Below are 17553 nucleotides of genomic sequence, written 5' to 3'. Positions count from 1 at the left end.
TGAGCGTTAACTTGCCTGCTTAACGCGCATGTACCATTCCACTAGGCGCCGAACCTGTCTTTCGGTGTAGCCGCGCGTGGTCATGCGCGAAACGAATTCACTGTGTTTCTTCTCGGCTTCGCCGTCCTTCTTCGTGCCGAACGAAATAACTGGCAGCAGGTCCTCGACTTGTGAGAACATGCGTTTCTCGATCACCTCCCTGATCTTTTCATAGCTCGTCCAAGACGGGTTTTTCCCGCTGTTGTTTGCCCTCGACCGCAAGCAGAACTTGACGATTTCGTTGCGGAAGTCCTTCGGGTTGGCGATACCCGCCGGCTTTTCAATCTTCGTCAGCTCCTGATTGAGCAGTTCCCGGTCGAGAAGCTGGCCGGTATCCGGATCCTTGAAGTCCACATCCTCGATCCAGGCATCGGCATAGTCCACGTAGCGATCGAAAAGATTCTGTCCGTAATCGGCATAGGATTCGAGATAGGCTTTCTGAATCTCGTTGCCGATGAACTCCGCATAGCGCGGAGCGAGCTCGGCCTTGATGAACTCCATGTAGCGTTTCTCGGTCTCGTCAGGAAACTGCTCGCGGCGGATCGCCTGTTCCAGAACGTACATCAGATGAACCGGATCGGCCCCCACTTCGCTCGTGTGATGATTAAAGGTCGAAGCGAGCACTTTGAAGGCGAAACGTGTCGATATTCCGTCCATTCCCTCGTCAACGCCGCCCGCATCCCGATATTCCTGGACACTGCGGGCGCGCGGATCGGTTTCCTTGAGGCTTTCGCCGTCATAGGTGCGCATCTTGGAAAAATATGTCGAGTTTTCGTGCTTTCGCAAGCGCGAAAGCACCGAAAAGCGCGCCAGCATTTTAAGCGTTCCGGGTGCACAAGGAGCATCCGCGAGTTCCGATCCTTCGATCAGTTTCTCGTAGATCTTCTGCTCCTCGGTGACCCGGAGGCAATACGGCACCTTGATGACGCAGATGCGGTCGATGAAAGCTTCATTGTTCTTGTTCGCCTTGAAACTCTGCCATTCGGCCTCGTTGGAGTGCGCAAGAACAATGCCCGAAAAAGGAATGGCGCCAATATTTTCGGTACCAATGTAATTTCCCTCCTGCGTCGCTGTCAGCAGGGGATGCAGCATCTTGATCGGCGCCTTGAACATCTCGACGAATTCCAGCAGGCCCTGGTTGGCGCGGTTGAGCGCGCCGGAATAGCTGTAGGCGTCCGGATCATTCTGGGAGTAGGTCTCAAGCTTGCGGATATCGACCTTGCCCGCCAGCGAAGAAATATCCTGATTGTTCTCGTCGCCCGGCTCGGTCTTGGCGATCGCGATCTGGCGCAACCGCGAAGGCTGCATTCTGACGACGCGGAATTGGGAAATATCGCCACCGAACTCGTCAAGCCGCTTCAGGCACCAAGGGCTCATCAACCCGGTCAACCGCCGCGTCGGAATACCGTATTCCTCAAGGAGCAGCGACCCCATCGTGGCTGGATCAAAGAGGCTGAGCGGACTTTCAAAGACCGGACTGATCTCCTCGCCCGCCTTCAGCACAAAAATCGGATGAACTTCCATCAACTGCTTTAACCGTTCAGCTAGCGACGACTTGCCGCCACCGACCGGACCGAGCAGATAAAGAATCTGCTTACGCTCCTCGAGCCCCTGCGCGGCATGTGTGAAGAACGAAACGATACGCTCGATCGTCTCCTCCATGCCGTAAAAGCCAGCGAAGGCCGGGTAGGTCCGGATCGTCCTGTTCATGAAGACCCGGCCGAGGCGCAGATCCTTGGCGGTGTCCAATACCTCCGGTTCGCCTATCGCCGCAAGGAGACGCTCCGTCGCGTTGGCATAGGCGAGCGGCTCCTGCTTGCAGAGCGACAAGTATTCTGCGATGGACATCTCAGTTTCGCGTCGCGTTTCATAGTTACGCGTAAACGCATCGAACACGGATTCATTCAGCATGGGCCCTCCATTCAAGGTTTATGCCACAGGCTCCCGAAATAGCCGTACCACCGCAATGGAAACAACATTTCGTTGAGAATCAATATGTTTCGTGAATTGATTGGACACCTGTCGGCCGTCTATAGCAATGCACAAAAATGTGCATCCACCGGTCGTTTTGGCCCCAATCAAACTAACTATACTATATCCTAATTCGTAAGGCGCTAGTGCGATATCAGCACATTTCAGGACGTGACATGAGGCCGCAAAGGGCTTCTAATGCCGCTGCTGCTGATTCCCGCGCACGGAAAATCGAAAGATTCCCCGCTTGATCAGTTGCGCTTACGATTTTAATTTTGCCGCGAGCCGGCATAAACAGCGCGGGACCGCGAACCTCACAGGCTCCAGCGGACGCTTTTGCTATATTTGCCGAACCAAACATCAAACTCCTCATCCGAGCTTGCGCCCCTTCCGACATGACGAAAGGGGCGTAATGCAACGTGTCAGGCCGGGGTGAGCGTCATCGACGCCCCGGCCGCTGCAATATTGAGACCGAGCTGGCCTGTTACGCTGAGAGGTTGGAGATGGATCGATCCTGCAGTACCACCGACCAAGACATTCGCACCGACACCGGCGCCAAGCGTGGCTTCAGCCACGGCGCCGACATAAAGGCCACCGAGCGAGCCGCGATGATAGCCGGCCGTCGGCGCGAAGACGGCCCAAATGAGGCGGCTGCGCGTCGTGAAGCCGAGATCCACACCGAGTTTCCTGATATCGCCGGTATAGTGATCGGAAATCTCTTGACCAACACTCGAAGAAAAAACGCAGTCGGCCTCTTTCGCCGAACCCAGCACGTAGCCGAGGCCTCCACCGACATCGCATGTCAGGAGGCCAATCTTAACCCCACCGCGTACGTCCGGCTCTTGGTAGCGCCGGATCGTGTCTGCTGCGTTTGCAGCCGTCACGCAGGCTTGAGCCAGTGATGCTGCGGCAACTATCATCGCAATGGACTTTTTCATCATGGTCTCCTTACTGAAATTATGGCGACGGCATTGGGTTCAACCGGCGAAGAACAAACTCTGAAACACATAACGTGCGTCATCGAAGAATGATCCAAACCGTCTCCACCTATCTGCATGTCATGGCGCCGTGCCTTGGTTGCATGTTGCGGACAGCTACCACTGCTCACATCGCAAACGGACATTTCGAAGGCGCAGCCTAAATCGGCCCGGGTCGGCGTCCTTTTCTCCCAACACGTGGCGGAAAAGCGACAGCGAGCAACCTGGCTCCCGATATCGTCACGGGGAACTTTGGAATAGGGCTAGCGTTGAAGGCGAAACAGGGAGTGTTTCGTCATACGTACAAAGATCACCATCCTTGCGATTGCTTACATCGCGATCAGTGGCCTGCTGCTTGCAATTGCCCATCAGTCGTCCGGCCCAGTCACCACCGAAAAGACCGACCGCGCCGGTGGCGCCGACAGCGGCTCGGTATTCCTTAGCGAGCGCTTTGCCGGCTGAATCAGCTAAAAGCAATGTTGGCCCCGCTTTCCAGCATCCAACTGCGAAGCGCCAATCTTTTTGGTTTGGTTTGTGGTGCTGCGTGTGCATTCAACCAAGCAGGATCCGGTTTCGAACAGAACCTACACCTTGAACGCCTCGCGCGACGGCCGTCGCGCGTTCGATTTCATCGGCAGTACCAACCGTGCCGGTGAGTACGATGTCGTCGCCTTCAGCCGTTACCTCGACGTCCGAAGCGTCGATGCCTCCAGCTGTCGCAAGCGCGCCAGCCACTGCCCTTTCAAGCGATGCATGATCGACCGACACCGCTTCGATTCCAGGCTGCTTCCCGTGGAATGTAGCCTTCTTGAAAACCATGATCGTTCCTCCTTTTGGATTGCGGAGAAACGCAAAGGCAACCGGCTTTGTTGCAGCCGTCGATCTCGTGATCACCTACCAGCTTACCCGGTAGTTGACATTGACGCTGGCTGAGCGCCCCGACGAAAGCGGATCGGTGACCGAAGCATTGAGATTGAGGTTCGGAAGAACAGTCTGGCTGACGCCGACTGAACTCGAAAATTCCTTGCCGAAATTCGTCACGCTGCTTCCTGCCGAAATTGACGTTCCGGTCCACGGATAGATCAGTTTCAGCGCCTGGGTTGCCGTCACCGACGTCTGACGTGTTTCGACGGCAGCGTAGCCGACGCTGACAGCCCGGCTTGTCTGCAGGTCGAGCGAGTCTGAGAGAATAAAACTGCGCGAGCGGCTCAGCATCAGCGACCCACTGCCGCGCAATGTATCGATCCGGAGGCTTGCATCCTGTTGCGCTTTGCCTGCCGGCGTGACGCGCGCCTTTGTGATCTTTCCCCAAAACGTCGCCTGTTCGGAGCCGGGCTGGATGGCCTCGCCATCGGTCGAGGCGAGCGCCAGGTCGGCGCCGGCGCTCGTTTCCCAATCGAAAGGAAGGCGAAAACCCATCGTCGCCTTGTAGGACTGCTCGGAAACCCGCACTGGCGCCCAGATCAAAAGGTTGTCCGCCTTGGCCGGAAGAGCCCCCAGAAGGCATACGCCCGACAATAGTATTTGCTTCAACGTCGTCATCAAATCCAATCGCACTCAGCCCGCACCGCGCAAAAAAACGCGGATGCGCTTCCACGCATCCTTTTCAACTCCTCCCGATTTGTGAACTTGCCCGGCACCTGATGCCGTTTGCCATGCAGCGCGGCATCAGTCGTGGGCAACTGCAGAACAACTGCGGAGTTAAATCCCGCAGGCATTGTTATAAGGATCACATCCGAAGTTCATTGTGTAAACCACTCAACGGTAGAAAAGTGCTGCACTGCACACTTGCCGCCCATTTCAAAGCCTTGTAGAGCCAGAGGCTAATGGGAAATTTTCGGCAAAAAACCCGCATGACGACCGGCACAAACGCGCCGCGGCGCCTCAGCATCTTTGGTTCAACGGGCTCGATTGGACAAAATACGCTCGATGTCATCCAGCAGTTGGGCGGCCGTGAGAGCTACGAAATTTCCGTGGTGACCGGAAATGAAAATGTTGAGCTACTTGCGCAACAGGCAAGATCGACCGGCGCCCGGCTAGCAGTCACAGCGAGCGACAGCAAATACAGATCGCTGAAGGCCGAGCTCTCGGGCAGCGGCATCGCGGTCGCAGCCGGTGCTCAAGGACTGGCGGAAGCCGCCGACATCGAAGCGGACTGGGTCATGGCCGCCATCGTCGGGACGGCGGGGCTGGTGCCGACACTGGCGGCGGCGCGCAAGGGTGCGGCGATCGCGCTGGCAAACAAGGAGTGCCTTGTTTCAGCAGGCGATCTCTTTGTCGAAGCGGTACTGAAGGGCGGCGGGCTATTGATCCCGGTCGATAGCGAGCACAGCGCCATTTTCCAGTCGCTTGACGAAAATCAGCGGCACGCCGTCGAACGGATCATCCTGACGGCATCGGGCGGCCCTTTCCGCACATGGTCGCGCGCCGAGATGGCGAATGTGACTGCGGCAACCGCACGCGCCCATCCGAATTGGTCGATGGGCTTGAAAATCTCCATCGGCAGCGCCTCGATGTTCAACAAGGCACTGGAGATGATCGAGGCCAAGCACCTCTTCAGCGTGCGACCGGACCAGATCGAGGTGGTCGTGCATCCGCAATCCATCGTCCATTCCATGGTCGGTTATACCGATGGATCCATCATCGCCCAACTCGGCAGCCCGGATATGCGAACGGCGATCGGCTATGCGTTGGAGTATCCGCGCCGGCCGAAGCTGAATGTCGAGCGCCTGGATTTCGCAAAGCTCTCTCGTCTGGACTTTGAAGCGCCGGACGAAAAGCGTTTCCCCGCTCTCAGGCTTGCGCGCACGGCATTGGAGCGAGGCGGCTTGCAAGGGGCAATCATGAATGCTGCTGAGGAAGTGGCCTTTCATGCCTTCGTCGACGAACGGATCGGCTTCCTGCAAATGGCCGATATTGTCGAAGCCGTTATGGACAGGATGGCCGGCACGGGCGGCGCGCACACGATGGACGACGTCTTTGCGGCCGACACCGAAGCCCGCAGGCTTGCTGCCGAACTGGTTGCGCTCAACGAGAAGGCCGCCTGACGGCGGACCGCCGATTGGCGGTCCTTTCTTCCCGATTAGCGCGACCGCAGGTCCACAATCGCAAAGACGAGCGCAGCGACCAACGGCACCATGTCGGAAGCGCTGCCGGCCGAAAACCGCGGTCGATACGTACGCCGATGGCGATGAGTAAAGAAGAGATCCAGACGACCGCGGTCATCCGCTATCTGTATCTCCGGAACAGCAAGGCCAGAAAGGCGAAACGGAGGGCGCAAGGAGCGGCCTGTTGCGGTCGGCGTCCCTATCGCACGGCCGGACGGCGACCTAGTGTTGTTCTTCCCGATGACCACGAAGCAACCAGAGGCCCGGCGCTTTTCCGTCGAGATCCCCGCGATTTCAACTACGAAGCCAATCGACTTTACGCGACCTGCCTTGCGAGCGCGCAGCGCGACCAGAGGGAATGGAGTGCTGCAACCAGCTGTTCGATGTCGGCATCGGAATGCAGCGGCGTCGGGGTGATGCGCAGCCGTTCGGTCTTCTTCGGCACCGTCGGATAGTTGATCGGCTGGACATAAACGCCGAAATTGTCGAGCAGCAGATCCGAGATCCATTTGCACTTCGCCGCATCGCCGACCAAGACCGGCACGATATGGCTCGGGTTCGGCATATGTGGGATGCCGCGCTGGTCAAGCAGTGATCTCAGCTTGCGCACCCGGTCCTGATGGCGGGCGCGCTCGAACTGGCTGACCTTCAGGTGCTGGATCGAGGCCACCGCACCGGCAGCAAGCGCTGGCGGCAGCGCCGTCGTGAAGATGAAGCCGGAGGCAAAAGAGCGGATGAAATCGCACAGTGCCGTTGAGGCAGCGATATAGCCGCCCATGACGCCGAAGGCCTTGCCGAGCGTGCCTTCGATGATGGTCAGCCGGTCCATCAGCCCCTCGCGCTCGGCAATGCCGCCGCCGCGCGGACCATACATGCCGACGGCATGCACTTCGTCGAGATAGGTCATCGCGCCATATTTGTCGGCGAGATCGCAGATCTCCTTGATCGGCGCGATATCGCCATCCATCGAATAGACGGATTCGAAGGCGATCAGCTTCGGCGCCTTCGGATCGGCGGCCGCAAGCTTGGCTTCGAGATCGGCGACGTCGTTGTGCTTCCAGATCACCTTGCCGCATTTCGCATGGCGGATGCCTTCGATCATCGAGGCATGGTTCAGCGCGTCGGAGAAGATGATCAGCCCGGGGATCCTGGCGCCGAGCGTGCCGAGGGAGGCCCAGTTGGAGACATAGCCGGAGGTAAAGATCAGCGCTGCTTCCTTGCCGTGCAGGTCGGCCAGCTCGCGCTCGAGCAGCACGTGGTAGTGGTTGGTGCCAGAGATATTCCGGGTGCCTCCCGCACCCGCGCCACAGTGGTCGATGGCGTTCTTCATCGCCGCGATCACCTTCGGGTTCTGGCCCATGCCGAGATAGTCGTTGGAACACCAGACGGTGACGTCCTTCTGACCGTCCGCCGTGTGGCGCGTGGCGCGCGGAAAGCTGCCGCGATGACGCTCGAGATCGGCGAAAACCCGATAGCGGCCTTCCTTGTGAAGCCCGTCCAGCTCGCTCCTAAAAAATCCGTCGAAATCCATTCATATGCTCCAGTATCGCGCGACGGTTTTGCTGAGCGGACGATCGCGCGTCAACCCTTACATCACGCTTTAGCATCAACTGCGGCAAATGGCCCATATTTTTGAATGATTCCAGCTAAAAAATTGCGCGACTCTCCCTGATCCGGAGCGCATTCTTGCACAATTGATGGAGCCGGAAAGCCGGCTCCGTTCGATATGCTAGCCCGCTGCGGCAACGGCGCGCTTCGCCATCACCTTCACCAGATTGGCGCGATATTCCGCGCTGGCATGCAGGTCCGACATCAACCCGGCCGGATCGACATTGACGCTCGTGACCGCATCCGGCGACCAGTTGGCGCCCAGCGCCTGCTCCATCGCAGATTGGCGAAAGACACCGCCGGAGCCCGCCCCGGTGACGGCGACGCGCACACCGCCGGAGCCCTTCGAAACGAAGACGCCGGTCATGGCATAGCGGGAAGCCGGATTCGGAAACTTGGCGTAGCCGGCCCTCTCCGGCGCCTCGAAGCTGATTGCTGCGATCAGTTCACCCTCCTCAAGTGCCGTTTCGAAAAGACCGGCGAAGAAATCGTCGGCTGCGATCTCGCGTTTGTTCGTGACGATACGGGCATTCAGCGCCAGCATCGCAGCCGGATAATCGGCAGCAGGATCGTTATTGGCGATTGAACCGCCGATGGTTCCCATATGCCGCACATGCGGATCGCCGATCCGTCCGGCGAGTTCGCACAAGGCGGGGCAGATTGCGCCGATTGCGGCAGAAGTCGCCACTTCAGCATGTGTCACTGCCGCGCCGATCCGCACCTTGCGACCTTCGACCTGGATACCTTTCATCGACTCAATGTGGCGTAGATCCACCAGGTCGCTTGGCGCGGCAAGCCGTTGCTTCATCGTTGCGATCAAAGTCATGCCCCCGGCGACATATTTGCCCTCCGATGCGCCCGTGAACATGCTGACGGCCTCATCGACTGTCGAGGCGCGGTGATAATTCGTCTGATACATTGCCGTTCCTCCTCAGTGGGTTGCTTGCGCAGCCATCCACACCTTCTGCGGCGTGGCGGGCATCGTCAGCATGTTGTTGCCGATCGCATCCGTGATCGCGTTCATCAGCGCCGGCGGCGAGCCGATCGCGCCCGCCTCGCCGCAACCCTTGACGCCCAGCGGGTTGCTCGGACACGGGGTGTTTTGATGCGACAGATCGAAGGATGGGAGGTCGTCGGCACGTGGCATGGCGTAATCCATGTAGCTCGCGGTCAAAAGCTGGCCGCTCTCGTCGTAATGAACGCCTTCAAGCAGCGCCTGGCCGATGCCTTGGGCAAGGCCACCATGGACCTGGCCCTCGACAATCATCGGGTTGATGATATTGCCAAAGTCGTCGGCAGCGACGAACTGCACGATTTTCGTCGTGCCCGTTTCGGGATCGACTTCGACCTCGCAGATGTAGCAGCCTGCCGGGAACGTGAAGTTCGACGGATCATAGAAGGCCGTCTCCTTCAGCCCCGGCTCCATCCCGGTAGGCAGATTGTGGGCGGTGTAGGCGGCAAGCGCTACCTGGAACCATGGCAGCGTCTTGTCCGTGCCCGCCACCTTCAGTTCGCCGTTTTCGATCACAATATCGCTCTCATCCGCCTCCATGAGGTGCGCGGCAATCTTTTTCGCCTTGGCCTCGACCTTATCGAGCGCCTTGGCGACGGCCGACATGCCAACGGCACCAGAGCGCGAACCATAGGTACCCATGCCCATCTGCACCTTGTCGGTATCGCCGTGAACGATGGAAATGCTATCGATCGGCACGCCGAGCCGGCCCGCAACGAGCTGTGCGAACGTCGTTTCATGTCCCTGCCCGTGGCTGTGCGACCCGGTCAGGACCTCCACGGTACCGACGGCATTGACCCGCACCTCGGCGGACTCCCAAAGGCCGACACCGGCGCCGAGGGAGCCGACCGCCTGCGACGGGGCAAGCCCGCACGCCTCTATATAGCAACTCATGCCGATGCCGCGCTTCATGCCACGCCGGCTAGCCTCCTCCTTGCGCGCGGCAAAGCCGTTCCAATCGGCCGCCTGCATCGCCGCGTCGAGCGAAGCTTCATAATCACCTGCGTCGTAGTTCAAAATGACCGGCGTCTGGTGGGGGAACGAGCGGATGAAATTCTTCCGCCTGAGTTCAGCAGGCGAGATGCCGAGCTCGCGCGCCGCCGTTTCCATGGTCCTCTCGAGGAGATAGGTCGCCTCCGGCCGCCCCGCGCCGCGATAGGCGTCGACAGGCGCGGTGTTGGTATAGACCGTACGCACATTGGCGTGGATTGTCGGGATATCATACTGGCCGGAAAGCAGCGTCGCGTAGAGGTAGGTCGGCACGCAGGACGAGAACAGCGACATGTAGGCGCCGAGATTGGCGATCGTATCGACCTTCAGTGCCGTGATGCGATTGTCTGCATCGAAGGCCATCCTGACCTTGGAGACATGATCGCGGCCGTGCGCATCCGTGAGAAAGGCCTCCGTGCGGTCCGCAGTCCATTTTACCGGCACGCCGGCCTTCTTGGATGCCCAGAGACAGACGATCTCCTCTGGATAGATGTAGATCTTGGAGCCGAAGCCGCCGCCGACATCCGGCGCGATCACCCGCAGCTTGTTTTCCGGCGCCACGTTGTAGAAAGCGCTCATGACCAGCCGCGCCAGATGCGGATTCTGGCTGGTGGTATAGCAGGTATAATGGTCGTCGCCCGCATCGTAGATGCCGAGCGTGGCGCGCGGCTCCATCGCATTGGGGGAGAGTCGGTTATTGACGATATCGACCTCAATCACATGGGCTGCTTGCGCAATCGCCTGGTCGGCAGCGGCAGCGTCGCCGATCTCCCAGTCGAAAATCAGATTATTGGCCGCTTCCGGATGGATTTGCGGCGCACCGGGTTTCAGCGCATCGACCGCCTCGATCACAGCCGGCAGTTCCTCGTAGTCGACAACGACCGCTTCTGCCGCGTCGCGCGCTTCGTCGAGCGAGTCCGCTATGACGATCGCAACAGCATCGCCCACATAGCGCACCGTCTCCACCGCCAACGGGCGCCACGCGCCCATTTTCATCGCAGACCCGTCCTTCGAATGGATCATCCAGCCGCAGATGAGATTGCCGATGCCGTCAGCGAGCAATTGCTTGCCGTCCAGCGCGTCGATGACGCCAGGCATGGCTTTCGCAGCGGAAATATCGATGCTCTTGATTTTGGCATGCGCATGCGGGCTGCGAACGAAATAGCCGTATTTCATGCCGGGCACGACCATATCGTCCGTATAGCGGCCCTTGCCGGTTAAGAACCGCTTGTCTTCCTTGCGTGCGACGCGTGCACCAACTCCTTCGACACCCATGATGTCCTCCCAATGGGGTTTTGGCCCGGCACTCCGCCAAAGAGGATCGTATTCGGCAGTCAGCCAGACATTTCCGGAAAGATGTTACTCGGCAGCCTGCTTGGCGCCGCCATGCATCTCCGCATTGGCGGAAAGCACGGCCTTGACGATGTTGTGATAACCGGTGCAGCGACAGATGTTGCCTTCGAGCTCCTTGCGAACCGTCTGTTCATCCAGTTGCCCGCCATGACGGCTGATCATGTCGACCGCGGTCATCACCATGCCGGGCGTGCAGAATCCGCACTGGAGCCCGTGATGTTCCTTGAAGGCGGCCTGAACCGGATGAAGTTCACCATTTGCGGCCAGGCCTTCGATCGTCGTGACCGACGAGCCCGATGCCTGAACGGCGAGGATCGTGCAGCTCTTGACCGACTTGCCGTCCATATGGACGACGCAGGTGCCGCACTGTGTGGTATCGCAGCCGACATGCGTTCCCGTCAGGCCCAGTTTTTCGCGAATGAAATGGACGAGAAGCGTGCGCTCTTCACAGTCGCCGCTCACCGCCCGGCCGTTCACCGTCAGTTTCACCTTCGCCATGATTTTCTCCTCGTGCCTCCTCCAGGCACAGGAACATCATTTGACTTTTTCGCTTAGGGATCAACCGCTACTTTGGGGAGTTCTGCCAAATTTGCTCTACGGACGACTGCATGACTCCGCATGACATCTGAATCGGATTGAAAACAACCGTGATCAGAAAAATTTCAGGTGCAAACTGGACGCCAACCTGTTGCGACATAGTTCTAATCATCAAAAAGACACCCGTGAGGGACAGCGGCTGCCAAGCGGCAGTCAACCTTGGAGAGAAGAAATGAAGAAAGCAATCGCATTTGCTCTGATCGGCCTCTCGATCGCGAGCTGCACGGCGACGGAGCAGGGTGCCGGGATCGGGGCGGCATCTGGCGCGGTAATCGGCGGGGTCGCCACAGGCAATGTTCGCGGAGCCGCAGTCGGCGCTGCAATCGGCGGCGTCACAGGTGCCGTCATTGGCAGAGTCGCCGAACAGCCCGGGCAATGCTACTATCGCGACCGCTACGGTCGCCGCTACATCGACGATTGTCCCTGAGACGTAGTTGCGCAAGGTCCGAAAATCCCGGCTACAAACCGGGATTTTTCATCTTTCGTGCTAAATTAGCTCGAAAATAGCTTAAATCGGTACACCTCGTGCATTTTTGCCGCTAAGCTGTTAATGGCTGGGCAACGCATGTAATTAAAAGCGGCGGATGCATATCAGAGGGAAGACACCGAAATCGAGTTTTGCGTATCGGCGGGCAGGCACCATGATGGTGATCGCGGCGACGGCTGCGTTTTCACCGGTTCTGACTGGCGAGGCCTATGCATTCAAGCTTTTCGGCATTACCATTTTTGGCGAAGACGACAATGACAGCGAGCAGGTCCCTGATCCTCTGCGCTACGACGCCAATCTTGCAACGAATACCGCCGATCCTGATCTCAAAGAGGCTTTGGAGAACAGTTCGCGTCTGATCGGCGACGAGGATCGCCCGGTTTCCGGCGATCTCGGCATTGTCGTCAAGGCACGCGACGACCGCGACCGCCTGATCGCGGCGCTCTATGAAAAAGCGCGCTACGGCGGCGTCGTGACGATCACGATCGATGGAAAGAACATCGACGACCTGCCTCCCAACCCGACCTTCGACCGGTCCAGGCCCGTTCCCGTCCAAGTCGCCATCGAGCCGGGACCGGTCTTCCGGGTCAAGGAAGTGCAGTTCGGCGGCGATGCTGCAAGCCGCAATCCTGCCGATTACGACCTGGCGCCTGGCGAAGTGGCGGGATCGCTGACGATCATCAAGGCCGGGGACAAGATCGTCGAACAGCTGAAGAGCGAGGGCCGACCGCTTGCGAAGCTGACCACACGGCAAGTGGTGGCCGATCACCGCACCAAGACGGTCGATATCGTCATCGCGACGGAAGGTGGTCCGGTAGCCCCGATCGGCAATGTCGGCGTCACCGGGCAGAAAGCCGTCAGACCGGCTTTCATCCAGCGTTATTCACGCCTTGAAAAAGGGGGAGCCTATTCTCCCGAGGCGCTCAAGAAGGCTGGCGAGCGATTGCGCGCGCTCGGCGTTTTTTCGAGCGTTACCATTCACGAAGCCGATAGCCTCGCCGCCGATGGTACGTTGCCGATGACGATCGAAGTCTCGGAAGGCAAGCAGCGCTATTTCGGTGTCGGCGCCAATTATTCGACGATAGACGGCATGGGGGTCCAAGGTTATTGGGGACACCGCAACCTTTTCGGCGAAGCGGAATCCCTTCGAATCGAGGGCACCGTTGGCCGCCTCGGCGAAAACGACATCGGAAATCTCGACTACTCGACAGGTATTCTCTTCACCAAACCCGGCGCCTTTTTCCCTGCTGCAACGCTAAAGGCCGGCATTCTCGCAAAGACCGAAAATCCGGATGCCTACAACGCATCCCTGATTACCGCGTCTCTCGGCCTGTCTTACGAGCTGACGGATCAGGATACCGCTTCGGCGAGCGCTGAAATCAGCTATGAAAAGGACGATGACGCGTTCGGCGACAATGAATATCTGACTTTCGCCTTGCCGCTTACCTACGAGCGCGATGCGCGCGACAACAAACTCAACCCCACGGAAGGGTACCGGGCAACGCTTGCAGCGACGCCGAGCTATGAGATGTTCGGCAGCACGATCTTCTCGTCCTTCGAGGGTTCGATAACCGGCTACCAGTCGATCGGCACGGAAGACAATGTTGTCTTCGCTGGCAAGGTGGCGGCCGGCCTGCTGATTGGCGGAGAATTGCCGGACATTCCCGCAACGAGACGTTTTTTTGCCGGCGGTGGCGGCTCGGTTCGGGGATATGGCTACCAGGAGATTTCCCCCTACAACGCTGAGGATGATGCGACGGGCGGCAAATCCTATGTCACCGCCTCGCTGGAAGCGCGCGTCAGGATCACCGAGACCATCGGCATCGTTCCTTTCATCGACGTCGGAACAGTGGGGAGCGAGGAGTTTCCCGATTTTTCCGACATCCGGGCCGGTGCCGGCATCGGAATACGTTACGCCACGCCTTTTGGCCCCCTGCGGCTTGATTTTGCCGTACCGTTGAACAAGTACGAGAATGGCACGAGTTACGGCATCTATGCCGGGATCGGCCAGTCATTCTAGAATGCGATATTCGCGGATTTCAAACCCGCGAACAATGACGAGACAGGGTAGTTCCGCCTTCATGCAAGCGCTGACGAAATTCGTGAGTTGGACCATCCGTGTGATCGGCTTTGCGACCGGTGTCGCACTGATCCTTGCCGCGATAGCCATTGCGATCTTCGGCTTCACCTCGTTCGGCTCGCGCATTGTCACGGCGGAAGTCGCCGAAGCCCTTTCGAACCGCGACATGAAGATTGCGGTCCGCGAGCCAAGCGGCCTGCTGACCGGCGGATTACGCGCTGCGGAGATAACGGTCTCAGATACGCGCGGCGTATTCGCGCAGATAACCGGTCTCTCGATTGACTGGAACCCGCTTGCGCTGCTCCGCGGCGCATTCCACGCAAGCGAACTCTCCCTCGGCTCGGTCAATATTATCCGAAAGCCGGTGCGTACCATTCCTTCAACACCAGCAAGCGGTGAGGACGAGGGATTCAGCCTACCGATCAAGATCGATGTCGACAGGATCGCCATCTCGGATATCAATCTAAGCGAGAAGTTCGCGGGGCGTGCGTTCACTTTAACGGCGGGCGGCAATCTAAAGGCCGACCAGAATGGCGGGAATGCCGTAATCAATATCAGCCGTCACGATGTGCCGGACGCCAAGCTCTCGGCCGATTTGGCGTTCATGCCCGATCAGAACCAGTTGCGGCTGAAGGCGCAGCTGTCTGAACCGAAGGGGGGGCTGCTTGCAGCTTTCCTATCGCTGCCGGGCGACCCTTCAGTCGATATCGTCGTCGATGGCGAAGGGCCGGTTTCAGATTGGAACGGCAGGCTTCAAGCCGCCCTGGACGGTCAGCAACGCGCTTCGATCAAAGGACATCATGCGCTCACACAGGATGGTCTGCACCATCTTGACCTCAAGGGCGGCGGCGATCTGAGCACCCTTCTGCCGCCGGCCTTCCGGCCATTGTTTTCCGGCCAGACGAACATCGATGTCTCCGCCACCTTCAACAATAGGGGCAAACTCGATATCCAGACCGGCAACATAGCAACCGGCAGCGTCGTCATTGCGGCATCCGGCACCCTGGATCGGGCGGGCAACAACAGCCTGAACGTCAACGTGCTCGGCACGTCAGGCCCGGTCGATTTTCGTTGGCCGCTTGCCGATGGCGAAGCCCGTTTCATGGTGACCGGTCTAAACCTCGCCCTCACGGGCGATGCCCAGTCGGCACGGCTGAACGCCAGTGCTTCGCTCGATGCCGCAACATTGCCCCAGGCGACGATCGGCAACGTAAAGCTGACGGCAAAGAGCGACGCTTTCAACCTGGCCAAGCGTTCCGGTGCCGTTCAATTGCGCATGGTTGCCGGTGATACGACGTTCCTCAACCCAGATATCAATCGGGCAGTACAAGGTCCTGTGACGCTTGCCGCGCCGCTCCAAATCGCCGCCGATGCCGTAGGTTTCAACGGGACGACATTTGAAAGCGCCAATGCAAGCGGCACCGTCAACGGCACCTACAAGCTCACCGACAACACGCTGACGGGAAATGCGAAGCTTACAGTTCAACCCGCGGCACTGCCGCCTGCTATCGCGCCGCGCTTTGATACGCCGATCTCGATCGATACACAGATCGCCGGAACCATTCCGTCCAAGATCAACCTCTCGGATCTCGTCGTCAAATCCGGAACGATCGAAACTGCCGGCTCCGTGATGCTTGACGGCGAAAGCCTCATCGCCAGCCTTTCCGGGCGCCTGCCGGATGTAAGGAAGCTTCTGGAAACCGCCGAAGGCGAGGCGAGCTATACGGTCAATGCCAGCGGCCCGCTGACAGCACTGGCGATAAAGGCAAATCTGAAGGCCGCAACCCTTCGCACCGCTGGCCGCACGCTTGGTGACCTCGACGTCAACATTTCCGGCGCGGCTGATCCCGACGCACCGCAAGGTACCATCAATGCCAAGGGCACGATCGACGGCCAACCGATTTCCATCATTGCCGACGCACAGTCCAAAGGCGGCGTCATCAGCGTTCCATCGCTCAGTGCGGACGTCGGCGGCAACCGGCTGCGAGGCAATATCCAACTGTCCTCACGCTTCGAGCCGACCGGGGCGCTCACCTTCGATTTTCCGGATATCGGCCTGCTAGCCGCACTTGGCGGGCAGAGAGCTCAGGGAGATCTCAAGGGTGCGCTCGACATCGCCAACGACAATGGCAAGATCGCGCTAAAGGTGACGGCCGCAGGAAATGGCTTGCAGCGCGACACATTTTCGATCGTCAGACCGGACATCGCTATCACCGTCACCGATCTCAAAGCCCTTTCCGCCCACGGCATCGTCAAGGCCGGGGAGATGTCAGCAGGCGCCAACAAGCTCGCTCAACCGGTGCTGAAGTTCGTGCAGCAACAGAACCGCACGAAGTTCGATCTTAACGCTGCCTACGACGATAATCCGGTGCTTGCCGAAGGCGATCTTGAAACAAAAGCAGGCGCGACGACGATCCGGCTCGATCGATTTTCAGGCAAACCACGCAACATTTTGGTTGAGCTCTCCCAACCCGCCGAAATCGCGATTGCGAACGGCCAGGCCGCGCTGAGCGGTCTCACAGTCAAGACCGGAAGCGGTTCCGTGGCGGTAACCGGCTCGGCGGGCGAGACGCTCGACATCAATGCAGTCATCACCGACCTGCCCGCAAGCCTCGCCAACGGTTTCGTTCCCAAACTGAATGCCGAAGGTGCCATCTCCGGCACGGTATCGGTCAAGGGAACGCCGGCGACGCCGATGGCGGATTTCAAGCTTGACTGGAAGAATGCCGCAACTAGCCACACCAAGAGCGCGCATCTTGCGCCGTTCGGCGTCGCCGCGACCGGAAAATTCGCCGATAACAAGCTCGACTTCGACGCAAGCGTCGATGGTTCCGAGGGTGGCCTGTCCTTGAAATCCCGCGGAAATGTTGTTGTTGCCGGAACGGACGGACAAAGCCTGAAAATCGATGCCGATGTCGTCAATCTTCCGGCGAGCATCGCCAACGGTTTCGTTCCGGATCTTGCCGCCGAAGGCGCGATAACCGGCACCGTTTCCGCTTCTGGAAGGCTCTCCACACCGGCCGTTGATTTCGATCTTGATTGGAAGGACGCAGCCACAAGCCAGACCAAGAGTGCCGGATTGAAGGCGCTCGGGCTGAGCGCCACTGGCAAATTTGCCGACAACAAGCTCGACTTCGATGCCGGCCTATCGGGCCCAGCCGAAATGGGGCTCAAGGCAAATGGCAATGTCGTGATTGCCGGCACGGCGGTCCAAAACCTCGACGTAAATGCCAATCTCAACAATGTCCCGGCAAACATTGCAAACAGCTTCGCGCCCGGACTTGCCGCCGAAGGAACGATCTCTGGAACTGCCACGGCATCGGGAACACTTG

The 17553-nt window shown here is 59.0% G+C and carries 12 protein-coding genes; 4 read left to right on the top strand and 8 right to left on the bottom strand.

Annotated features, from left to right (window positions below; all coding sequences use genetic code 11):
* Window positions 1–6: 6 nt before the first annotated feature.
* The 4 genes from A3C3_RS0128595 to A3C3_RS0128575 form a co-directional block, all read right to left on the bottom strand.
* Window positions 7–1950 carry a PrkA family serine protein kinase gene (locus A3C3_RS0128595; RefSeq protein WP_022718003.1) on the bottom strand — a complete coding sequence of 648 codons (1944 nt, stop codon included), beginning with the start codon at window positions 1948–1950 and terminating at the stop codon, window positions 7–9.
* A gap of 482 nt (window positions 1951–2432) precedes the next feature.
* Window positions 2433–2948, bottom strand: coding sequence for a DUF992 domain-containing protein (locus tag A3C3_RS39475; protein WP_033419860.1), 516 nt, complete (start codon window positions 2946–2948; stop codon window positions 2433–2435).
* 591 nt (window positions 2949–3539) lie between these two features.
* A complete protein-coding gene (locus A3C3_RS0128585) occupies window positions 3540–3806 on the bottom strand; it encodes a BON domain-containing protein (RefSeq protein ID WP_022718001.1) in 267 nt (88 codons plus the stop codon).
* Window positions 3807–3881: 75 nt separating this feature from the next.
* The gene (locus tag A3C3_RS0128575) at window positions 3882–4529 is read right to left on the bottom strand and encodes a hypothetical protein (RefSeq protein ID WP_051154530.1); all 648 of its coding nucleotides are present in this window, start codon (window positions 4527–4529) and stop codon (window positions 3882–3884) included.
* 311 nt (window positions 4530–4840) lie between these two features.
* Between A3C3_RS0128575 and dxr the strand changes: the two genes are divergently transcribed.
* A complete protein-coding gene (dxr, locus tag A3C3_RS0128570) occupies window positions 4841–6034 on the top strand; it encodes a 1-deoxy-D-xylulose-5-phosphate reductoisomerase (RefSeq protein WP_022717998.1) in 1194 nt (397 codons plus the stop codon).
* A 376-nt stretch (window positions 6035–6410) separates the two neighbouring features.
* Here the strand turns inward: dxr and hemA are convergent, their stop codons facing one another.
* The 4 genes from hemA to A3C3_RS0128545 form a co-directional block, all read right to left on the bottom strand.
* Window positions 6411–7625, bottom strand: a complete 1215-nt coding sequence (gene hemA / locus A3C3_RS0128560) for a 5-aminolevulinate synthase (RefSeq protein WP_022717996.1) — start codon at window positions 7623–7625, stop codon at window positions 6411–6413.
* A 198-nt stretch (window positions 7626–7823) separates the two neighbouring features.
* A complete protein-coding gene (locus tag A3C3_RS0128555; RefSeq protein ID WP_022717995.1) occupies window positions 7824–8621 on the bottom strand; it encodes an FAD binding domain-containing protein in 798 nt (265 codons plus the stop codon).
* A 12-nt stretch (window positions 8622–8633) separates the two neighbouring features.
* Complete coding sequence (locus tag A3C3_RS0128550; protein ID WP_022717994.1) at window positions 8634–10979, bottom strand: xanthine dehydrogenase family protein molybdopterin-binding subunit; 2346 nt, start codon at window positions 10977–10979, stop codon at window positions 8634–8636.
* An 84-nt stretch (window positions 10980–11063) separates the two neighbouring features.
* Window positions 11064–11555, bottom strand: coding sequence for a (2Fe-2S)-binding protein (locus tag A3C3_RS0128545; RefSeq protein ID WP_022717993.1), 492 nt, complete (start codon window positions 11553–11555; stop codon window positions 11064–11066).
* 271 nt (window positions 11556–11826) lie between these two features.
* On the opposite strand from A3C3_RS0128545, the gene A3C3_RS0128540 reads away from it, so the two are divergent.
* The 3 genes from A3C3_RS0128540 to A3C3_RS0128530 all read left to right on the top strand — a co-directional run.
* Complete coding sequence (locus tag A3C3_RS0128540; protein WP_022717992.1) at window positions 11827–12081, top strand: glycine zipper domain-containing protein; 255 nt, start codon at window positions 11827–11829, stop codon at window positions 12079–12081.
* A 157-nt stretch (window positions 12082–12238) separates the two neighbouring features.
* On the top strand, window positions 12239–14161 hold the full coding sequence (locus tag A3C3_RS0128535; RefSeq protein ID WP_028740086.1) for an autotransporter assembly complex protein TamA: 1923 nt from the start codon (window positions 12239–12241) through the stop codon (window positions 14159–14161).
* Between the two features lie 61 nt (window positions 14162–14222).
* Window positions 14223–17553 (top strand): filamentous hemagglutinin adherence factor (locus A3C3_RS0128530; protein ID WP_022717990.1); only part of this gene is annotated, 3331 nt, incomplete at its 3' end.

It is taken from the genome of Rhizobium mongolense USDA 1844 (assembly GCF_000419765.1).
Taxonomy (GTDB): Bacteria; Pseudomonadota; Alphaproteobacteria; order Rhizobiales; family Rhizobiaceae; genus Rhizobium; species Rhizobium mongolense.
This window is presented reverse-complemented; position numbering and strand designations above follow the sequence as displayed.

Bases quoted from the DNA above. Each gene is read 5' to 3' on its own strand.
- A3C3_RS0128540 (WP_022717992.1), top strand. From the start codon at position 11,827: ATGAAGAAAGCAATCGCATTTGCTCTGATCGGCCTCTCGATCGCGAGC.
- A3C3_RS39475 (WP_033419860.1), bottom strand. From the start codon at position 2,948: ATGAAAAAGTCCATTGCGATGATAGTTGCCGCAGCATCACTGGCTCAA.
- A3C3_RS0128585 (WP_022718001.1), bottom strand. From the start codon at position 3,806: ATGGTTTTCAAGAAGGCTACATTCCACGGGAAGCAGCCTGGAATCGAA.
- A3C3_RS0128575 (WP_051154530.1), bottom strand. From the start codon at position 4,529: ATGACGACGTTGAAGCAAATACTATTGTCGGGCGTATGCCTTCTGGGG.
- dxr (WP_022717998.1), top strand. From the start codon at position 4,841: ATGACGACCGGCACAAACGCGCCGCGGCGCCTCAGCATCTTTGGTTCA.
- hemA (WP_022717996.1), bottom strand. From the start codon at position 7,625: ATGGATTTCGACGGATTTTTTAGGAGCGAGCTGGACGGGCTTCACAAG.
- A3C3_RS0128535 (WP_028740086.1), top strand. From the start codon at position 12,239: ATGCATATCAGAGGGAAGACACCGAAATCGAGTTTTGCGTATCGGCGG.
- A3C3_RS0128550 (WP_022717994.1), bottom strand. From the start codon at position 10,979: ATGGGTGTCGAAGGAGTTGGTGCACGCGTCGCACGCAAGGAAGACAAG.
- A3C3_RS0128555 (WP_022717995.1), bottom strand. From the start codon at position 8,621: ATGTATCAGACGAATTATCACCGCGCCTCGACAGTCGATGAGGCCGTC.
- A3C3_RS0128545 (WP_022717993.1), bottom strand. From the start codon at position 11,555: ATGGCGAAGGTGAAACTGACGGTGAACGGCCGGGCGGTGAGCGGCGAC.
- A3C3_RS0128595 (WP_022718003.1), bottom strand. From the start codon at position 1,950: ATGCTGAATGAATCCGTGTTCGATGCGTTTACGCGTAACTATGAAACG.